Below are 18,621 nucleotides of genomic sequence, written 5' to 3'. Positions count from 1 at the left end.
AACGGCGTCGGGCGCCGTTCCTGCCCTTAATTGTGCGCGAACCGAGAACTCAGCGCGCGCCGAGCAGGTGCTCGGTCGCCAGCTGCTGCAGGCGCACGAACCCGAAGCCCTTGCCGCCGAAGTACGCGTCGGTGTCGAAGTCCTCGTACGCGCTGCGGTCGGCCGTCAGTGCGGCCACGGTCTCGCCGTCGTTCAGCGTCGGCTGCTCGAGCTCGGCCACCTTCGCCGCGGCGAGCGCCTCCTGCACCTCGGGGTCGGCGCGGAAGGCCGCTGCGCGCTCCTTGAGCAGCAGGTACGTGGCCATGTTCGCCTTGGCCGAGTCCCACACGCCGGTGAAGTCCTCGGTGCGGCTCGGCTTGTAGTCGAAGTGCCGGGGACCGTTGTACGCGGGGCCGCCGTTGGGGCCGCCGTTCTCGAGCAGGTCGACGAGCGCGAAGGCGTTGTGCAGGTCGCCGTGGCCGAACACGAGATCCTGGTCGTACTTGATCGAGCGCTGCCCGTTCAGGTCGATGTGGAACAGCTTGCCGTGGTACAGCGCCTGGGCGACTCCGGCGGCGAAGTTCAGGCCGGCCATCGTCTCGTGGCCCACCTCGGGGTTGAGGCCGACGAGCTCCGGGTGCTCTAGCGAGTCGATGAACGCGAGCGCGTGGCCCACGGTGGGCAGCAGGATGTCGCCGCGCGGCTCGTTCGGCTTCGGCTCGATCGCGAACCGGATGTCCCAGCCCTGCGACAGCACGTGATCGCCGAGGAAGTCGACGGCCTCCTTGTAGCGGGCGAGCGCCGCCTGGATGTTCTTGGCCGAGTCGTACTCCGCGCCCTCACGGCCGCCCCACATGACGAACGTCTTCGCTCCGAGCTCGACGCCGAGTTCGAGCTGCCGCAGCACCTTGCGGATCGCGAACCGGCGCACCTGGCGGTCGTTGGAGGTGAACCCGCCGTCCTTGAACACAGGCGCGGAGAACAGGTTGGTGGTGACCATCGGGATGATCAGGCCGGTGTCCGCCAGCGCCTGCTTGAGGCGGTCGATCTGCTTCTGGCGCTCGGCATCGCTGGATCCGAAGGCGAACAGGTCGTCGTCGTGGAAGGTCAGGCCGTATGCGCCCAGCTCGCTGAGCTTCTCGACGGCTTCGACGACGTCGAGGGGCGGCCGGGTCGGGCCGCCGAAGGGATCGGTGCCGTTGTAGCCGATGGTCCAGAGACCGAACGAGAACTTGTCTTCGCGGGTGGGCGTGACTGTCATGGAGGACATCCTTCAGCGTCGTCGATGATTTGTTGTGCGGCCAAACATATCAGATCGTGGGCGAGGGGTCGAGAGGCTGTCTGCCGACCGGTGCGGCGCCCACCGAGGCGCCGGGTACGAGCGTGCAGGCCAGACGTACCTGAGTCGGCGGCCCATCGCGACCCTCGAGCCGGTCGATCAACGCGTCGGTCGCCAGGCGCCCGAGTTCGCCGCCCGGTGCTTCGTAGGTGCTCAGGGGAGGGTCGGCGAGGGCAGACATCGCCGTGGCATTCCCGACGCCGACCACCGAGATGTCGCCCGGCACCCGCACCCCCCGATGCCGGAGCCCGTTCATCAGCGCGTACGTCGCCTCGTCGTGCATGCCGATGACTGCCGTGGCTCCTGGAGCGCGCCGGGTGATCTCGTCGGTGATCGAGAGGATGGATGCCCTATCGTGCGTGACGCGGAACACGGTGCCGGTCACGCCCCGCTCGGCAGTCGCCTCGCGGAAGGCCTGCTCGGCGCGGATGGGCGGACTGTATCCGGCCAGCGGCGTGCCACTGAGATCCTCGATGATCAGGCTGATCTCGCGGTGATCGAGCGCCGCGAGATCGTCGACGGCCTGTTCGATGGAGCGCTCGAAGTCGATGTCGACGTAATCGATGCCGTCGAGCTCTCTCGTGCGGCCGATCAGTGCGAACGGAGCGCCGGCCCGCTGCAGGTGGCTGACCCGCTCGTCTTCCATCTGCACCTCCATCAAGATGACGCCGTCTGCGAAGCCCGCCTGGATGAGCGAGGCGATCTCGGCCGACACGTTGTCACTATGGATCGGCCACAGCACGAGGCTGTAGCCGCGTTCCTCGGCCGCAGTGGCCGCGGCATCCACGAACGAGTGCGGATGCCGGTGGTCGAGCAGGGGGTAGATCAAGGCGAGTACGCGCGACTTGCGACTGGCAAGCGCTCTCGCCATCGAATTCCGGCGGTAGCCGAGCTCCTCGATGGCGCTCAGCACCCGCTCGCGAGTCTGCGGCGTGACCGGCTTGGTGTTGTTGACCACGAACGACACGGTCGAGATCGAGACCTTGGCGTGGTCCGCCACCTGCTGCATCGTGACCACTGCCACCGCCCTTCTGGTTGCGCTCCGGGCAAGTATCGCACCGAGGCGAGGCGATTTTGGTAAAGCGCTTGACTCTGATGGCCGATCGTGCGCAGAATGCCTGAAAGCACTTGCCGGAAGTTCCTCCCAGACCGTCCGGTTTTTCTTTTGGCATCCCGGTCAAGCGCTTGACCTCGCCGTCCCCCGATGGCGAAGACCTTCGAAGAACAACAAGACCTTTTCCTCAAAGAAGCAAAGGAGCTCACTCGTGAAGAAGTCACGCATCATCGCGACGATCGCCGGGGCGGCCGTCGTCTCGCTGTCGCTGGCGGCCTGTTCGTCGGGATCCGGTGGCTCGGGCGGCAAGCAGACCCTCACGGTCGAGGACTATTACTCCGCGAACCCGAGCATGAGCGGATACAACTCGATCTACAAGGACTGCGGCACCGAGGTCGGCGTCAAGGTGAACCCGGTGCACGTCGCCGGCGCATCGCTGATTCAGAAGGTGCTGCAGCAGGCATCGTCGAAGACGCTGCCCGACGTGCTCATGCTCGACAACCCCGACGTGCAGCAGATCGCCGCCACGGGAGCCCTGGCGCCGCTGAAGAACTTCGGTGTCACCGTGCCGAGCGGTGACGTACCCGCCGTGGTCAAGGCCGGCACCTACAAGGGCCAGGTCTACGGCCTCGCTCCGGTGATCAACTCCATCGCGTTGTACTACAACGTCGACCTGCTGAAGGCCGCCGGCGTCACCCCGCCCAAGACATGGGACGAGCTCAAGGCCGCGGCGCTCAAGCTCACGGATGCCAGCAAGGGCCAGTACGGGTTCGCCATGAGCAACATCAACACCTACGAGGGCACCTGGCAGTTCCTCCCGTTCTTCTGGACCAACGGCGGCAACGAGAAGAACATCAACACACCGGAAGCAGCCCAGGCGTTGCAGCTCGACGTCGACCTCCAGAACGACGGCTCCATGTCGAAGAGCTCGGTGAACTGGAGCCAGCAGGATGTCAACAACCAGTTCGTCGCGGGCAAGGCGGCGATGATGATCAACGGTCCGTGGCAGCTGCCGGTGCTCAACTCCACGAAGGGGCTCAACTTCGCGAGCGTGCCGATCCCGACGCGCACCACCTCGCAAAAGGTCGTTTCGCCGCTCGGCGGAGAGACCTACAACGTGCCGCAGACCGGTGACAAGACCAAGATGGGCCTCGCCGCCAAGTTCGTCGCATGCCTGAACAAGCCGGCCACGCAGCTGAAGATCGCGAAGATCTCGGGCAACGTGCCCGCCGATGAGGCGTCGGCGGCGACGTGGGCGAAGTCGCACCCGCAGGTCGAGTCGTTCGTCCAGACGGTGAAGACGGCACGTGCCCGCACAGCGGAGCTGGGACCGAAGTGGCCCACCGCCGCGACTGCCATCTACACCGCGGTGCAGCTGGCGCTGACCGGCAAGGCGAGCCCGCAGGCCGCGCTCCAGCAGGCGCAGGCGCAGAACAAGTAGGTGCCAGATGCGGGCGGCGGCGGAGTCTGTACCGCCGCCGCCCGCATGAACCGCAAAGGAGCGTGACATGACCTCAGCGCAGGCCGGCATCGACCGGCGCACCGCGTCCCCGGCCCGCCCGAGCGGCGCACCCCGGCGGCGGCACCACCTCGGCCGCTACCTCACCAGATGGCTGTTCGTGGCGCCGGCGATCCTCTTCGTGCTGGTGTTCTTCGGCTATCCGATCGTGCAGAACGTGCTGATGTCGCTGCAGGACTACACGACAGCGACCTTCTACACCGGCGTAGCCCCGTGGGTCGGGATCGCCAACTACGCCTCCGTGTTCAGCAACCCGATCTTCCTGACGACCGTGATCAACACCGCGCTGTTCACGATCGGCTCGATCGTGCTGCAGTTCGGCATCGGACTGGGCCTCGCACTCTTCTTCAAACGGCACTTCCCACTGAGCGGATTCCTGCGGTCGCTTCTGCTGCTGCCGTGGCTGTTGCCCCTGATCGCCTCCGCTGCGGTCTGGAAGTGGATCCTCGATCAGGGCAGCGGTGCGCTGAACCAGTTCCTGGGCGTCTTCGGCATCCACGCGGTGCCATGGCTGGTAAGCCCTGACCTGGCGCTGATCGCCGTGATCGGCGTCAACGTGTGGCTGGGCATCCCGTTCAACACGACCATCCTTTACACGGGCCTGCAGTCCGTGCCGGAGGAGCTGTACGAGGCGGCGGCGCTCGACGGAGCCGTCGGGTGGCGGGCGTTCTGGCACATCACGTGGCCGAGCATCCGTTCCGTGGTCAGCGTCGTCATCGTGCTGGGGGTGGTGTACACACTCAAGGTCGTCGACATCATCCTGGGCCTCACCGGCGGAGGACCGGCGAACTCTACCGAAACCCTCGCCACCTGGGCCTATCACAACTCGTTCGTGAAGTTCGCGTTCGGCCAAGGCGCCGCGATCAGCAACGTGCTGATCGTGGTATCGCTGCTCTTCGCGATGGTCTATCTGTACATGAACCGCAAGGGGGTCGACGAATGACCGCGACGCAGGCAATGGTGCTGCCGGCCGGCACGCGCGCCGAGCACAGACACCACCGCCCGAAGTGGCCGATGACGGTGCTCGGCATCATCTTCCTGGCCATCATGGTGTTCCCGGTCTATTGGATGATCAACAGCAGTCTGCAGGCGAACTCCGGTGCCGCGAACACGGACTGGATCCCGCTCCACCCGACCTTCGACGGGTACGCCCAGGCGATCCAGCAGCAGGGCGGCAACCTGGTGACGAGCCTGATCATCGCGGTGAGCACGGTGGTGCTGACGCTTGTCGTCGCCACCCCAGCCGCCTACGGCCTCGCCCGATTCCGCATGAAGGGGATGACGGCTTTCGTCTTCGTGCTGCTGATCACGCAGATGATCCCCACCATCGTGATCGCGAACGCGCTGTACACGCTGTTCAACGACTGGGGACTGCTCAACTCGTATCTCGGCCTGATCCTGGCCGACAGCGCCGCGCAGATCCCGTTCGCGATCATCCTGATGCGGGCGTTCATGGCATCCATCCCGCAGAGCCTTGTCGAGGCCGCGCTCGTCGACGGCGCGAACAACTTCAGGGCGTTCCTCTCGATCGTCGTGCCGATCAGCAAGAACGCGATCATCACGGCCGCGCTGTTCACGTTCCTGGGGGCGTGGGGCGACTTCCTGTTCGCGCTGACACTGACCAGTACGCCCGCGGTGCGACCGATCACGCTCGGCATCTACAACTACATCGGGGCGAACGTGTCCGCGTGGGGGCCCGTCATGGCTACCGCGGTGATCGCATCCATTCCCGCCGGAGTGCTGCTCATCCTGGCCCAGAAGTACATCGCGGCGGGCGCATTGGGCGGCGCCATCAAGTAGCACTCGCACGAAAGAGCAGCTGTCGCACGAGATGCGGCGAGAGGTCGGCAGCGGTGTGCCCGGCGCCGCATCTCGAGAAGAGAATTCGATGAAGGAGAAACACATGGACACCACCGCATCGACCCCCCTGCGGGTCGTCGTCTGGGGAGAGAACCGCCACGAGCAGGTCGAAGCGCATGTCGCCGAGCTCTACCCCGACGGCATGCACAACGCCATCAAGGCGGGCATCGAGGAGAACCTGGGAGACCGCGTCTCCGTCACGACGGCTCTGCTCGACGACCCGGAGCACGGACTCACCGAGGAGCGGCTGGCGCAGACGGATGTGCTCACCTGGTGGGGGCATGCGGCGCACGGCGAGGTCTCCGACGAGGTCGTCGAGCGCGTGCACCGGCACGTGCTCGAGGGCATGGGCCTGGTCGTGCTGCACTCCGGGCACTGGTCGAAGATCTTCCAGAAGCTGATGGGCACGACGTGCACCCTGCGGTGGCGCAGCGAGAACGATCGCGAGCTGGTGTGGACGGTCGACCCGACGCATCCGATCGCGCAGGGTGTGCCGCATCCGATCGAGATCCCGCAGCAAGAGATGTACGGCGAGCAGTTCGACGTGCCGCGGCCCGACGAGATCGTCTTCATCAGCTCGTTCACCGGGGGCGAGGTGTTCCGCAGCGGCATCACGTACCGCCGGGGCAACGGCAAGATCTTCTACTTCAGCCCCGGCGACCAGGACTTTCCCGTCTACCACCACAAGGATGTTCGCCGCGTGATCGCGAACGGGGTCGCGTGGGCGGCATCCGATCGTCCGAGCCGCGCTCTGCCGACGCTGTTGCGCTACGAGTCCGGCGACTTCTTCAATGGGCACGGCTACCAGGGCGCGCTGCACAACAACGACACGGACGACGCGGCATGAACGCCTTCGCGCGCGTGACGGGCGAGGGGCCACTGCGGGTGGTGCTCGTCGGTGCGGGGAACATGGGGCGGGCGTGGATGCGCGTGCTCGGCGAATCGCCGGACGTCGCGCTCGTCGGCCTCGTCGACCTCGACGTCGACCTGGCCCATCGTGCCGCGACCGAGCACGGGCTCGACGTGGTCGTCGGCGCGGCGCTGGCCGAGGTGGCGGCCGCATCCGGCGCGCAGGCCGTCATCGATGTGACTGTGCCGCCCGCGCACCACGCGGTGAACACGGAGGCGCTCTTCCTCGGGCTGCCGGTGCTGTGCGAGAAGCCGATTGCGCCGACCGTCGCCGAGACGCTGTCGCTGATCGCCGCCGAGGAGGTGTCGGGGCAGTTACTGATGACGAGTCAGTCCCGACGGTACTATCCGCAACTGGCACGATTGAAGGCCGTCGTCGCATCGCTCGGCGAGGTCGGGTTCGTCACGACGGAGTTCTTCAAGGGGCCGCATTTCGGCGGCTTCCGCGACGAGATGGAGCATCCGTTGCTGGTCGACATGGCGATCCACGCCTTCGACGTGGCCCGTTACCTGCTCGACGCCGATCCGGTCTCCGTCGATTGCCGCACGTTCAATCCGGCGTGGAGCTGGTACCGGGGAGACGCCGCCGCTGCGGCCACCTTCGTGTTCGACGGTGGCACGCGCTTCGCCTACACGGGCAGCTGGTGCAGCACGGGCCTCGAGACGTCGTGGAACGGCTCCTGGCGGATCAGCGGGGCGCGAGGCAGCGCGACGTGGGACGGCGAGGGCGAGCCGCGCGTCGAGTACGCGGACGGCACCGCCTCGCCGGACCCGGACGCCGGTGCTGGGCGGCCGGAGATCGCGGGCGCCCTGGACGAGTTCGTCGAAGCGCTCCGAACGGGCGTAACGCCTTCTGGTGACGTGCACTCCAACGTCTACAGCCTCGCGATGGTGGAGGCCGCGGTGCGTTCGGCAGCCGAGGTGCGAACCGTGCTGCTCGCCGACGTGCTCGAGGATGCGTACGCGCAGGCGCTCGCCGACGAGAGTCGCGCCGACGTGCGCGAGGCGCTCCAATCCTGGGGCTCCGCCGCGCACCTCGGATAACCCGAGCGTCCACACCCACCCCGAGGGTGCGCGTTCTTCCGCGCGAGGAACCCGCACCCTCGGGCGCACGAACGCGCTCGTTCGGCGGGCGGAACGCGCACCCTCGGGGCACTCGTCTCCGACCCGTACGGGTGACATGCGGTGCACCTTGACGGAACGGCCGAACATCTTCTATGGTCGTCGAAGCGGTTCGATTAATTCGAGCCGGATCGCGCGCTCGCACTCGATCAGACGAGGGAGCTCGTGTCGACCCAACGGCCCCCACGAAGGAGTGAGATGCAGCGGGATCAAGCGTCCGGGCGCCACGAAGCGCTGATCGCCTCGGTGACGGCAGGCGCACGGTGACCACGCAAGCGGTTCTCCAGGAAGCGGCGTCGTCGGAGCTCGCGCACCGTAAGGAGCCCAAGTCCTCCAGAGCAGATCGGCGTCGCCGGGGTGGCAAGAAGTCGTTCACGATGTTCCTCTGCATCGCGCCGTTGCTCGTCCTGGTTTTCGTGTTCTCCTACCTGCCGCTCTACGGCTGGATCTTCTCGCTGTACGACTACCAGCCGGCGCTCGGCCTCAAGGGCAGCGCGTTCGTGGGGCTCCAGTGGTTCCAGATGCTGGTCAGCTCACCCACCCAGATGGCGCAGATCGTGCAGGTGCTCGCCAACACGCTCGCGATGAGCTTTCTGGGCATCCTCACCTCGTTCCTGCCGATTGTGTTCGCCGTCTTCCTCAACGAGGTCAAGGCTCCGTGGTTCCGCAACGTCGTGCAGACGCTGACGACGCTGCCCAACTTCATCTCCTGGGTGCTCGTCTACATGATCGCGTTCTCGCTGTTCTCCAGCTCCGGGCTCGTGAACAGCGTGCTCACGGACTCCGGAATCATCACGACGCCGATCAAGTTCCTCGACTCCGGCCAGCACGTGTGGCTCACGATGCTGCTCTGGAGCCTCTGGAAGGGCCTCGGCTGGGGTGCCATCATCTATCTCGCTGCCATCACTGGCATCGACCCCGCCCTCTACGAGTCGGCGAAGATCGACGGTGCCGGCCGGTTCCAGCTCATGCGGCACATCACGATCCCACAGCTGATGCCGACCTACGTCGTGCTGCTGATGCTGTCGGTTGCGAACCTGCTCAACAACGGCATGGACCAGTACTACGTGTTCCAGAACGCGTTCAACATGCAGCACATCCAGGTGCTCGATCTCTACGTCTACAACGTGGGCATGACCGGCAACAACCTGTCGCTGGCGACGGCGATCGGCATGCTCAAGAGCCTGATCTCGGTCATTCTGCTCATCTCCGTCAACCTCATCGCCAAGCGTGCGCGCGGCACCTCGATCATCTAGGACAACGGTCATGGCCATGGCAACGGATGCCGTCACCGGCACGGATTCCCGCACTCGCTCTTCTCGCGGGGGGCGCCCGACCCGCACGCGGCGTACCGCGGGCGAGAAGGTCTTCAGCTCGCTGAACTACCTCGTGTTCGCACTGTTCGCCGTGATCTGCGCCTACCCCTTCTACTACCTGATCATCAACTCGGTCAGCGCGAACAACCTCTCAGCGCTCGGGGACGTGCGGTTCTGGCCGATCGGTTTCCACCTCTCGAACTACGGGCAGGTCTTCCAGCTGCAGGGGCTCACGCTGGCCACCGCGGTAAGCGTCGCCCGCACGGTTCTGGGCACGGCGGGCACCGTGCTCGTCTCCGCGTTCCTCGGTTTCATGTTCACGCAGGAACGCATGTGGGGGAGGGCGTTCTGGTACCGGTTCACGGTCATCACGATGTACTTCAGCGCCGGCCTCATCCCGGTGTTCCTGATCATCAAGGGCCTCGGGCTCACGAACAACTTCTGGGTCTACGTCATCCCGTACCTCGTGCAGCCGTTCAACGTCATTCTCGTGAAGACGTTCGTGGAGTCGATGCCGCGCTCGATGCAGGAGGCGGCGGAGATGGATGGCGCGAACATCCTGCAGGTCTTCTTCCGCGTCTACCTGCCCAACATGACGCCCATCCTCGCCACCGTCGCGATCTTCTCCGCCGTTGCGCAGTGGAACATGTTCCAGGACACCCTGATCTACATCACCGATCAGAGCCTGTACACGCTGCAGTACCTGCTCTACATGTTCATCAATCAGGCGAACAGCCTGGCTCAGGCAGCCCAGAACGCGGCGGGCGGAAGCCTCAGCGCGATCGCCAATTCCGCGACCTCGCAGACACCGACATCCATTCAGATGACCGTCGCCGTCGTCGTCGTTCTGCCCATCATCTTCATCTATCCCCTGTTCCAGCGCTTCTTCGTGAAGGGCATCATGCTCGGCGCCGTCAAGGGTTGACGACCGCCACAGCGCACCAAGAAAGGAATGCAGCAATGAAGCGGAGAGAGTTCCTGGCTCTGGCGGGCATCGGGGCGATAGCCACGATGACGCTGTCGTCGTGCTCACTGATCGAGGGCAGCTCGACGACGTCCGGCGGCTCGTCGGGCGCCTTCCCTAAGACGTGGAAGAAGCCCATCACGATCGATGTCTTCGACGACCTCGCCAACTATCAGGGCATGCAGTCCGGATGGTTCGCGAAGCTCGTGGAAGACAAGTTCAACATGAAGCTCAATGTCATCGCGCCGAACGTGGCAGGCGGTGGAGAGACGCTTTTCAACACCCGGTCGGCGGCCGGAGACCTCGGCGATCTCGTGGTCCTCGGGTCGTACCAGCACCTCACCGAGGCGCTGAAGGGCGGACTTCTGCTCGACTCGTCGAACTACTACAAGAACATGACGAACGCGGCCCGGTACGACGTTGCGGTGAAGAAGGCGAACACCGGGAACAAGGGAACGTTCGCGTACCCCACCTCGGTGTCGAAGCTCAAGCCGACCCAGTCGTCCGAGAGCACGGAACCCACCTTCGGTCCGTACCTTCGCTGGGACCTGTACGAGAAGGCCGGATTCCCGCGGATCGACACGCTCGAAGACCTGATCCCAGTGCTGCAGGACATGCAGAAGGCGGAGCCGAAGGCGCCGAACGGCAAGCCGACCTACAGCCTGTCCCTGTTCAAGGACTGGGACGGCAACATGATGAACAACGCCAAGCAGCCGGCGTGCTACTACGGCTTCGACGAGATGGGCTTCGTACTGGCAGCCGCCGACGGATCCTCCTACGAGAGCATCATCGACTCCGACTCGCATTACGTGCGCTCGCTGAAGTTCTTCAGCAAGGCGAGCCAGGCGGGCCTCGTCGACCCCGACTCGCCGACGCAGAACTACTCGACCATGTACGCGAAGTACCAGGCGGGACAGGTGCTCTTCGCGTTCTGGCCATGGCTCGCCCAGCCCGCCTACAACACCACCGACAACATGAACGCCGGCCGCGGCTTCGAGATCGCGCCGTTGAAGGACATGAAGATCTTCTCCTACGGCGCGGAAGTGTACGGCAGCAGCAACTATTCCCTAGGTATCGGCACGAAGGCGAGCGATCCGGAGCGCGTTGCGGCGTTCATCGACTGGCTGTACTCCACCGACGGCGTGTACGCGAATGGTGCTCAAACGGGGTCGGCCGCCGGCCCGAAGGGCCTCACCTGGGACCTGGACTCGTCGAAGAAGCCGGCCCTGAGTGCCTTCGGGCAGGATGCCTTCCTCGGTGGATCGACGAAGCAGGTGCCGTCCGACTGGGGCACTGGCACCTTCACGAAGGGCGTCTCCGCACTGAACGTGACGCTGGTCACGGCCGTCGACAAGGATCCATCCACCGGATACTCGTTCGCCTACCAGATGTGGCCGAGCTACCAGAAGCTCGTCGCCAACCCGCTCACCAAGAGCTGGTCGTCGCACATGGACGGCGCGGCGACCACCATGGACTACCTGCGCGACACCAAGAAGATCATCGTCGCGCCCGGATCGGGCTACAACGCACCTGCCGACGACACTGAGACGCAGACACTGCGCAACCAGATCAAAGCGGTCATCGTTGCGGACTCCTGGAAGATGGCGATGGCCACCAGCACGTCGCAGTTCGATTCGCTGCTGAAGGACATGCAGAACACAGTGAACGGGCTCGGTTACGCGAAGGTGCTGAAGCTCGACATGGAGCACGCCAAGGCGCAGAACGCCGCGCGTCTCGCCGTCGCGAAGAAGTTCGGCTGACCACAATCCGGGCCGGGCCGTTGTGGAGCCGCCCGCCTTCCTTCCATCCCCTTTGTGCAGCGCACTTTCGTGAAGGGGACCATGCTCCGCGCCGTCAAGAGCTGACGCGCGCCTCAGCGCACCAAGAAAGGAATGCAGCAATGAAGCGCAGAGAATTCCTGGCACTGGCAGGCATCGGTGCCGTCACCACGATGACACTGTCGTCGTGCTCCTTGATCAGCGGAACGACGCCGCAAGCGACGAACGCCGGTGGGCCCTTCCCCTCTACGTGGAAGAAGGAGATCACAATCGACGTCTTCGACGACGTCGCCAACTACCAAGGCATTGCAAACGGATGGTTTGCGAAGGTCGTCAAGGACAAGTTCAACATGAAGCTCAACATGATCGCGCCGAACGTCGCCGGTGGGGGTGACACTCTCTTCAACACGCGTTCGGCAGCCGGAAGCCTAGGCGACCTGGTGATCATCGGTTCGTCGGCTCACCTCACAGAGTCACTGAAGGGCGGCCTCCTGCTCGATGCTTCGCCGTACTACGGAAGCATGCAGAACGCGAAGCCGTTCGACGCTGCGGTGAAGCATCTGAACAAGTCGCAGAAGGGAACTTTCGCGTTCCCCACCACTGTGTCGAACCTCAAGCCGACGGTGCCGTCCGAGGGCGTCGACCCGACCGTGGCGCCGTACCTGCGCTGGGATCTGTATGCCAAGCTCGGCTATCCGCCCATCAACGACCTGGACGGACTGCTCGATGTCCTCAAGAAGATGCAGCAGCTGGAGCCCAAGGCACCGAATGGAAAGCCGGTCTACGCGTTCTCGTTCTTCAAGGACTGGGACAGTGTGGTGATGCAGAACGCAGGCCAGTTCGCAAGCTTCTTCGGCTATCAAGGAACGGGCCTGGTGTTCGCTCCCGTTCACGGAAGCGATTATCAGGGCGTTCTCGATTCCAACGGCTACTACGTCGAAGCTTTGCGGTTGTACGCAAAAGCAAACCGTATGGGCCTCGTCGACCCCGACTCTCCGACACAGGACTATTCGACCCTCTTCACAAAGTTTCAGAACGGCCAGGTTCTCTTCTCGTGGTGGCCATGGCTCGGAGGGTCGGCGTACAACACCGATGCCAATCAGAAGCAGGGCAAAGGCTTCGAGATGGCGCCGATGAAGAACTTGAAAGTGGTGTCCACAGGCGTCCAACCGTACGGTGGCACGCTCGTCTACGCCATCGGGGCTAAGGCTCGCGACCCGCAACGCGTCGCCGCGTTCATCGACTGGTTGTACTCGCCTGATGGGGTTTACGCGAACTCGGGAACGGTCGGCGGAGCACCGGGGCCCAAGGAGATGACGTGGACCATCTCGTCGGGAAAGCCGAAGCTCAACGCATTCGGTCAGGCCGCACTCCTCGGTGGCGGCACCGCGACCGTTCCGGCGTCCTACGGCACCGGCTCCTTCTCAAAGGGCGGCTCCCCGATCAACATGGCGGCTGTCGCTCTGGTGGACAAAGACCCGGCGACGGGCGAACCGTTCGAGTACACACTGTGGCCCAGCTACGAGACGCTCATCGAGAACCCGCTTACCAAGGATTGGTCTGCGCACATGGACGGGGCGAAGACGACGATGGGATATCTGCAGAAGAAGGGGCAGCTGGTGGTGGCTCCCGGAGCCGGTTACATCGCTCCCGTCGATAGTTCGGAGATTGCCACGTTGCGCAGTCAGGTCGGCTCGACCATCGTCACCAATTCCTGGAAAATGGCGATGTCGACGAGCGACTCGGAATTCAACGCGCTTCTCGAAGAAATGCAGACCACGGCCGACGGGCTGGGGTACGACAAGGTCTATAAGGTCGACCTGGCCAACGCGAAAGCACAGGCTGCCGCGCAGGCCGCTATCGTCAAGAAGTTCGGATGAGCCACAGCCGAACGAACCCCGTCATTCCCGGCTTCCATCCCGATCCGAGCATTTGCAGAGTCGGTTCCGATTACTACCTGACGTGCTCCAGCTTCGAGTACTTTCCGGGTTTGCCGGTCTTCCACAGCACGGACCTCGCCCACTGGACGCAGATCGGCAACGCACTTGATCGTCCATCGCAACTGGCGCTCGCAAGTGCGCCTTCCTCGGGCGGGATCTATGCGCCGACGCTGCGTTACCACGACGGGCTCTTCTGGATCATCACGACCGTCATCCGTCCGGGTGGCGGCAACTTCGTCATCACCGCAACCGACGCTGGCGGCCCGTGGTCCGAGCCGATCTGGCTGCCGGAACTTCCTGGGATCGATCCTGACCTCGTGTGGGATGAGGGCGGCACGTGTTGGTGCACGTTCGCCGGCATCGGTCAGGCCCGGATCTCGCCGCGCAGCGGCGAGGTGGTCGGCGAACCTAGACAGATATGGTCGGGACTTCCCGGTGCCAAGGCGCCGGAGGCGCCTCACCTCTACCACGTCGGCAATTGGTGGTATCTGATTATCGCGGAAGGGGGCACGGAACGCGGCCATAGCGTATCGGTTGCACGGAGCCGATCCGTCACCGGTCCTTTCGAAGCGTGCCCGTCCAACCCGATTCTGACTCACCGCGGGACCGACCATGAGATACAGAACACCGGGCATGCCGACCTTGTTCAAGCGGTGGACGGGTCGTGGTGGATGGTCCTCCTGGCAGTACGGCCACAGGGCGGCACCCCTGGATGGCACGTGCTCGGACGCGAGACCTTCCTCGCGGAAGTCAGCTGGGTGGACGAATGGCCGGTTGTGGGCGACCTGAGCACGCGGCTTTCCCTCCCCGTCACGTCATTAGACAAGCCATCGGTTTCGGAAGCGCGGCACGACTTCGAGGCGCCGGAACTCGACCCCGGCTGGGTCTCGGTGCGCGAACGCTCGGCGGATCACGTCACGGTCGCCGAGCGTAAGGGGTGGCTGACACTTCGCGCTCGCGGCCGTTCCCTTGATGCCTCTGACATCGTTTTCGTCGGCAGACGACAGCGTTGGTTGCGAGGAACAGTCAAGGCTCGCATTGATGCCAGCGATGGCGCTGGTGGCCTCGGCATCCGTCTCGACGAGCAACACCACTACGAGATCGAGACCGGCGATGGCCGCGTCCGAGTGGCCGCCCGAATCGGGAGCGTGTACACGGAGGTCGCCTCCGCACCACTCCCCAATGGCGTGACCACGCTTGTGCTCCAGATCACCGATCCAAAGGACGACGGCCCTAAGACGGGGCCTGACACGATCCTCTTCGGAGTCGAGGATGGGGCGGGTGCCGTCCAGACACTCGCATCCCTCGACGGCCGCTACCTTTCGACTGAGGTGGCCGGCGGCTTCACCGGGCGAGTCATCGGCATGTACGCCGCCGAAGGAACCGTTCACTTCGATTGGTATGAAGAAGTCGACGCCGACGCCGCCGGGAATTCAGCTCATCCCCGGTAGGGAATCGGTCCCATCGGGTTGATTCGACACGATCCAGAGGAAACAGCATGGCCACGCTGCAACCGCTCGACCCCTCTCAACTGCCCGAGCCGGTCGACGTCTCCGACAACTCACGTGCTCTGGCGCTTGTGAGGGAGGTCATCGATCAGGGCCCGTTCGAGGACACTTGGAGCTCGCTTTCGAGATATCGCGTGCCCCGTTGGTATCGGGATGCGAAGTTCGGCATCTTCTTGCACTGGGGAGTCTTTTCCGTGCCGGCCTTCGGGAGCGAGTGGTACTCGCGCCACATGTACCTCGAAGGAAGTGCGGAATTCGATCACCACCGAGCCGAATTCGGCGACCAGAAGGACTTCGGATACAAGGACTTCATTCTCAGCTTCACCATGAAGGACTTCGATCCTGACGAATGGGTGAACCTCTTCCGGCGCGCTGGTGCGCAGTTCGTTGTGCCGGTGGCCGAGCATCACGACGGCTTTGCCATGTATGACACGGATCGCTCACGATGGAGCGCTGCTCGCATGGGCCCGGGTCGTGATGTCTTTGGGGATCTCATGGCCGCGGTGGACCGGTCATGGCTGATCAGGGGTGCTTCGTCACATCGCGCAGAGCACTGGTTCTTCATGAATGGCGGCGCAAAGTTCGACTCGGACGTTCTGGACCAACGGTACGTCGACTTCTATGGGCCGGCCCAACGCGAGGAAGTCGCGCCGAGCGAGCGTTACCTCGAGGACTGGCTGCTCCGCACTGTCGAAGTCATCGACAAGTACTGGCCGCAGGTTCTCTGGTTCGACTGGTGGATCGAACAGCCGGCTTTCGAGCCATACCTGCGAAAGCTGGCCGCCTACTACTACAACCGTGCTGCCGAGTGGGGCCGTGAAGTGGTTATCAATTACAAAGAGAAGGCTTTCAGGCCGGGTTCGGCGGTTTACGACATCGAACGCGGCGCGATGGGCTCCATAAATCCTGAGGTCTGGCAGAACGACACGTCGGTTTCACGTAACTCGTGGTGCTGGATCGAAGGCCAGGATTACAAAAGCGCGCCCGGTATTGTCGCCGAACTCGCGGACGTGGTCTCGAAGAACGGCGTGCTCCTTCTGAATATCGGCCCCAAAGCGGACGGCACGATCGCGGAAGAAGAACGGGACCTCCTCGAGAAGATCGGCTCGTACCTCACTCAGAACGGTGAGGCGATATACGGAACACGGCCATGGAAGGTCGCCAGTGAGGGGCCCACCGCCCGGGCAAGCGGCTCGTTCGTCGACCAGTCTGAACCTGCCTACACGAGCGAAGACATCCGGTTCACGAGCCGGCACGATGCGGCTGCCGAGTACGTCTACGCGATCGTTCTAGCCCCCGTTGCCGATGGAAGAGTGCGGATCCGCGCGCTCGGGTCGGGATCCGGATTGATGGCGCAGACCGTGCAAAGGGTTTCGGTTCTCGGCATGAATCAAGAACCGAAATGGGGCCAGGCATGGGATGGATTGGATGTGCACCTTCCAGCTGCGCAGTCCAGCCTGTTCGGCCCTGTTGTCAAGATCGTCCTCGCCCCGGATGCCCGTCCGGGGCATGAACCCTCGCATGACTGACCGCCCATTGAAAACAGTAGGAGATATCGTGCGGCTTTCGACCTCACGCAAGATTCAATGGCGACCTGCATTGATCGTCGCCGGTCTGGTTGTTCTGCTGGTCGCTGGCTCGGGCGTGACGGCGCCGGCGAGTGCGACGAGCGCATCACCTGCAGCCACTCCGGCGTCCGCCGATCCCATGAAGTTCGTCGCCGACATGCAGCCCGGCTTCAATGTCGGCAACAGCCTCGACGCTTTTCCCACTGAAACGTCTTGGGGCAACCCACCGATCACGCAGGCGCTGCTGCAGAAGATCAAATCGCTTGGCTTCAAGAGCGTTCGCGTCCCCGTGACCTGGGGCGGACATGAGGGGGCGGGGCCGAGCTACACCATCGGCCCGTCCTGGATGGCCCGGGTCAAGCAGGTCGTCGACTGGGCACTGTCCGACGGTCTCTATGTCGTGCTCAACGTCCACCACGACTCGTGGCAGTGGATTACGAACATGCCCACGGATCCGGCAGGGGTCACTGCGCGGTACGACGCCACCTGGACGCAGATCGCGAACGCGTTCAAGAATGAGCCACGGAGCCTGATCTTCGAGGCGGATAACGAGCAGAACTTCTCCGGCGTCAGCGGTGCCCAGGCGAGTCAGCTGCTCAATGAGCTGCAGACCGACTTCTTCCACGTCGTACGTCGCTCCGGCAGCGAGAATGCGAGGCGCTATCTGATGCTCTCCACGCCGGGAGACACGGCAGCCCAGCCAGGCGAAGACGCACTGTATTCCGAGATGCAGTCGCTGCATGACCCGAACCTCATCGCGTCCTTCCACTACTACGGCTTCTGGCCGTTCGGGGTGAACGTGGCGGGCTACTCCAAGTTCGACACCACTCCGCAGCAGGACATGACCAATGCATTCACGCTGATGCACGATGAGTTCGTCGCCAAGGGCATTCCGGTATACCTCGGAGAGGCCGGACTGTATAACGACACGGACTGGTTCAACGGCCTTGAGCGCGGCGAAACCTTGAAGTACTACGAGGCGCTCGGCTACGAGGCTCGCACTACCGGAATCACCCTCAGCTACTGGGATGACGGTAGTCGCCTGCTCAATCGCAATAGCCTGCAAGTGCTCGACCCTGGGACGTTCGCGGTGATGCAGTCGAGCTGGACGACGCGATCGGGAACCGGCGCCAACGACACGGTGTACGTGCCGAAGGCGAGTGCGATCAGCGACCAGACCCTGGCGCTGAACCCCAACGGATTGCAGTTCACCGGACTCTCCGACGGCAAACGGCGGCTCCGCAAAGGCAGCGACTACACCTATTCCGCCGGCACGCTGACTCTCAAGGCCTCCCTGCTGACCGAGCTCGTCGGCGACCGGGCCTTGGGCGTCGACGCAACGCTTGAGGCGCACTTCTCCCGTGGCGTGCCGTGGCACATCAACATCGTGACGAACGAGCAGCCCGCACTGTTGGCGGCGACTGGCATAACGAGCTCGGATCTGATCATTCCGACCCAGTTCAACGGCGACACGTTGACGACGATGCATTCCGTGTACTCCGACGGCACCAACGCCGGACAAACCAGCTGGACTCCGTACCAGGAGTACGGCACGGACTCGGTGGGTAACGGGGCGTATTCCGCCGACTACGCCAACAATGAGATCGTCCTGACGAAGGGCTACCTCGCCTCGCTCACCGATGGCTCGCGCGTGACACTCACCTTCCAATACTGGAGCGGTGCCACCACGACCTACTACCTGAAGGTCTCGGGGAGCACCGTTACCGGGTCGCTCTCGTGATCTGCCCGATCATTCACGAGCCCG

14 protein-coding genes are annotated in these 18,621 nt (G+C 64.0%); 12 read left to right on the top strand and 2 right to left on the bottom strand.

The annotated features are described in order from the left end of the window. Window positions 1–49 precede the first annotated feature (49 nt). Together xylA and ACYVI5_RS13595 are read right to left on the bottom strand one after the other, a co-directional pair. Window positions 50–1,240, bottom strand: a complete 1,191-nt coding sequence (gene xylA / locus ACYVI5_RS13600) for an apurinic/apyrimidinic endonuclease family protein (protein WP_460580671.1) — start codon at window positions 1,238–1,240, stop codon at window positions 50–52. A gap of 49 nt (window positions 1,241–1,289) precedes the next feature. After that, the gene (locus ACYVI5_RS13595) at window positions 1,290–2,342 is read right to left on the bottom strand and encodes a LacI family DNA-binding transcriptional regulator (RefSeq protein WP_460580670.1); all 1,053 of its coding nucleotides are present in this window, start codon (window positions 2,340–2,342) and stop codon (window positions 1,290–1,292) included. Window positions 2,343–2,583: 241 nt separating this feature from the next. On the opposite strand from ACYVI5_RS13595, the gene ACYVI5_RS13590 reads away from it, so the two are divergent. The 12 genes from ACYVI5_RS13590 to ACYVI5_RS13535 all read left to right on the top strand — a co-directional run bounded on the left by ACYVI5_RS13590 (window position 2,584) and on the right by ACYVI5_RS13535 (window position 18,597). Continuing rightward, window positions 2,584–3,813 (top strand): sugar ABC transporter substrate-binding protein, encoded by a 1,230-nt coding sequence (locus ACYVI5_RS13590; protein ID WP_460534210.1) that lies wholly within the window; start codon window positions 2,584–2,586, stop codon window positions 3,811–3,813. 67 nt (window positions 3,814–3,880) lie between these two features. After that, window positions 3,881–4,834 (top strand): carbohydrate ABC transporter permease, encoded by a 954-nt coding sequence (locus ACYVI5_RS13585; protein ID WP_460580669.1) that lies wholly within the window; start codon window positions 3,881–3,883, stop codon window positions 4,832–4,834. Next, on the top strand, window positions 4,831–5,691 hold the full coding sequence (locus tag ACYVI5_RS13580; RefSeq protein WP_460580668.1) for a carbohydrate ABC transporter permease: 861 nt from the start codon (window positions 4,831–4,833) through the stop codon (window positions 5,689–5,691). The genes ACYVI5_RS13585 and ACYVI5_RS13580 overlap by 4 nt, the downstream gene beginning before the upstream one ends. Before the next feature lie 103 nt (window positions 5,692–5,794). Further along, window positions 5,795–6,598 carry a ThuA domain-containing protein gene (locus ACYVI5_RS13575; RefSeq protein WP_460534204.1) on the top strand — a complete coding sequence of 268 codons (804 nt, stop codon included), beginning with the start codon at window positions 5,795–5,797 and terminating at the stop codon, window positions 6,596–6,598. Beyond that, complete coding sequence (locus tag ACYVI5_RS13570) at window positions 6,595–7,704, top strand: Gfo/Idh/MocA family protein (protein WP_460580667.1); 1,110 nt, start codon at window positions 6,595–6,597, stop codon at window positions 7,702–7,704. Before ACYVI5_RS13575 ends, ACYVI5_RS13570 begins: the two co-directional genes overlap by 4 nt. 341 nt (window positions 7,705–8,045) lie before the next feature. Continuing rightward, window positions 8,046–9,038 (top strand): ABC transporter permease, encoded by a 993-nt coding sequence (locus tag ACYVI5_RS13565; RefSeq protein WP_460580666.1) that lies wholly within the window; start codon window positions 8,046–8,048, stop codon window positions 9,036–9,038. Between the two features lie 10 nt (window positions 9,039–9,048). Beyond that, window positions 9,049–10,023 (top strand): carbohydrate ABC transporter permease, encoded by a 975-nt coding sequence (locus tag ACYVI5_RS13560; protein ID WP_460580665.1) that lies wholly within the window; start codon window positions 9,049–9,051, stop codon window positions 10,021–10,023. Between the two features lie 35 nt (window positions 10,024–10,058). Next, window positions 10,059–11,822, top strand: a complete 1,764-nt coding sequence (locus ACYVI5_RS13555; protein WP_460580664.1) for a type 2 periplasmic-binding domain-containing protein — start codon at window positions 10,059–10,061, stop codon at window positions 11,820–11,822. A 140-nt stretch (window positions 11,823–11,962) separates the two neighbouring features. Next, the gene (locus tag ACYVI5_RS13550; protein WP_460580663.1) at window positions 11,963–13,720 is read left to right on the top strand and encodes an ABC transporter substrate-binding protein; all 1,758 of its coding nucleotides are present in this window, start codon (window positions 11,963–11,965) and stop codon (window positions 13,718–13,720) included. Continuing rightward, on the top strand, window positions 13,717–15,231 hold the full coding sequence (locus ACYVI5_RS13545) for a glycoside hydrolase family 43 protein (RefSeq protein ID WP_460580662.1): 1,515 nt from the start codon (window positions 13,717–13,719) through the stop codon (window positions 15,229–15,231). Before ACYVI5_RS13550 ends, ACYVI5_RS13545 begins: the two co-directional genes overlap by 4 nt. A gap of 47 nt (window positions 15,232–15,278) precedes the next feature. Then, window positions 15,279–16,817: an alpha-L-fucosidase gene (locus tag ACYVI5_RS13540; protein ID WP_460580661.1), complete on the top strand. Its 1,539-nt coding sequence runs from the start codon at window positions 15,279–15,281 to the stop codon at window positions 16,815–16,817. Between the two features lie 28 nt (window positions 16,818–16,845). Then, entirely contained in the window at window positions 16,846–18,597 is a 1,752-nt protein-coding gene (locus tag ACYVI5_RS13535; RefSeq protein ID WP_460580660.1) for a cellulase family glycosylhydrolase, read from the top strand. Window positions 18,598–18,621: the final 24 nt, after the last annotated feature.

Source organism: Humibacter ginsengisoli (assembly GCF_054780095.1).
Note: the sequence above shows the minus strand (reverse complement) of the source record. Positions and strands in the feature narration are given on the sequence as shown.

Bases quoted from the DNA above. Each gene is read 5' to 3' on its own strand.
- ACYVI5_RS13585 (WP_460580669.1), top strand. From the start codon at position 3,881: ATGACCTCAGCGCAGGCCGGCATCGACCGGCGCACCGCGTCCCCGGCC.
- ACYVI5_RS13580 (WP_460580668.1), top strand. From the start codon at position 4,831: ATGACCGCGACGCAGGCAATGGTGCTGCCGGCCGGCACGCGCGCCGAG.
- ACYVI5_RS13570 (WP_460580667.1), top strand. From the start codon at position 6,595: ATGAACGCCTTCGCGCGCGTGACGGGCGAGGGGCCACTGCGGGTGGTG.
- ACYVI5_RS13575 (WP_460534204.1), top strand. From the start codon at position 5,795: ATGGACACCACCGCATCGACCCCCCTGCGGGTCGTCGTCTGGGGAGAG.
- ACYVI5_RS13540 (WP_460580661.1), top strand. From the start codon at position 15,279: ATGGCCACGCTGCAACCGCTCGACCCCTCTCAACTGCCCGAGCCGGTC.
- ACYVI5_RS13555 (WP_460580664.1), top strand. From the start codon at position 10,059: ATGAAGCGGAGAGAGTTCCTGGCTCTGGCGGGCATCGGGGCGATAGCC.
- ACYVI5_RS13560 (WP_460580665.1), top strand. From the start codon at position 9,049: ATGGCCATGGCAACGGATGCCGTCACCGGCACGGATTCCCGCACTCGC.
- ACYVI5_RS13550 (WP_460580663.1), top strand. From the start codon at position 11,963: ATGAAGCGCAGAGAATTCCTGGCACTGGCAGGCATCGGTGCCGTCACC.
- xylA (WP_460580671.1), bottom strand. From the start codon at position 1,240: ATGACAGTCACGCCCACCCGCGAAGACAAGTTCTCGTTCGGTCTCTGG.
- ACYVI5_RS13545 (WP_460580662.1), top strand. From the start codon at position 13,717: ATGAGCCACAGCCGAACGAACCCCGTCATTCCCGGCTTCCATCCCGAT.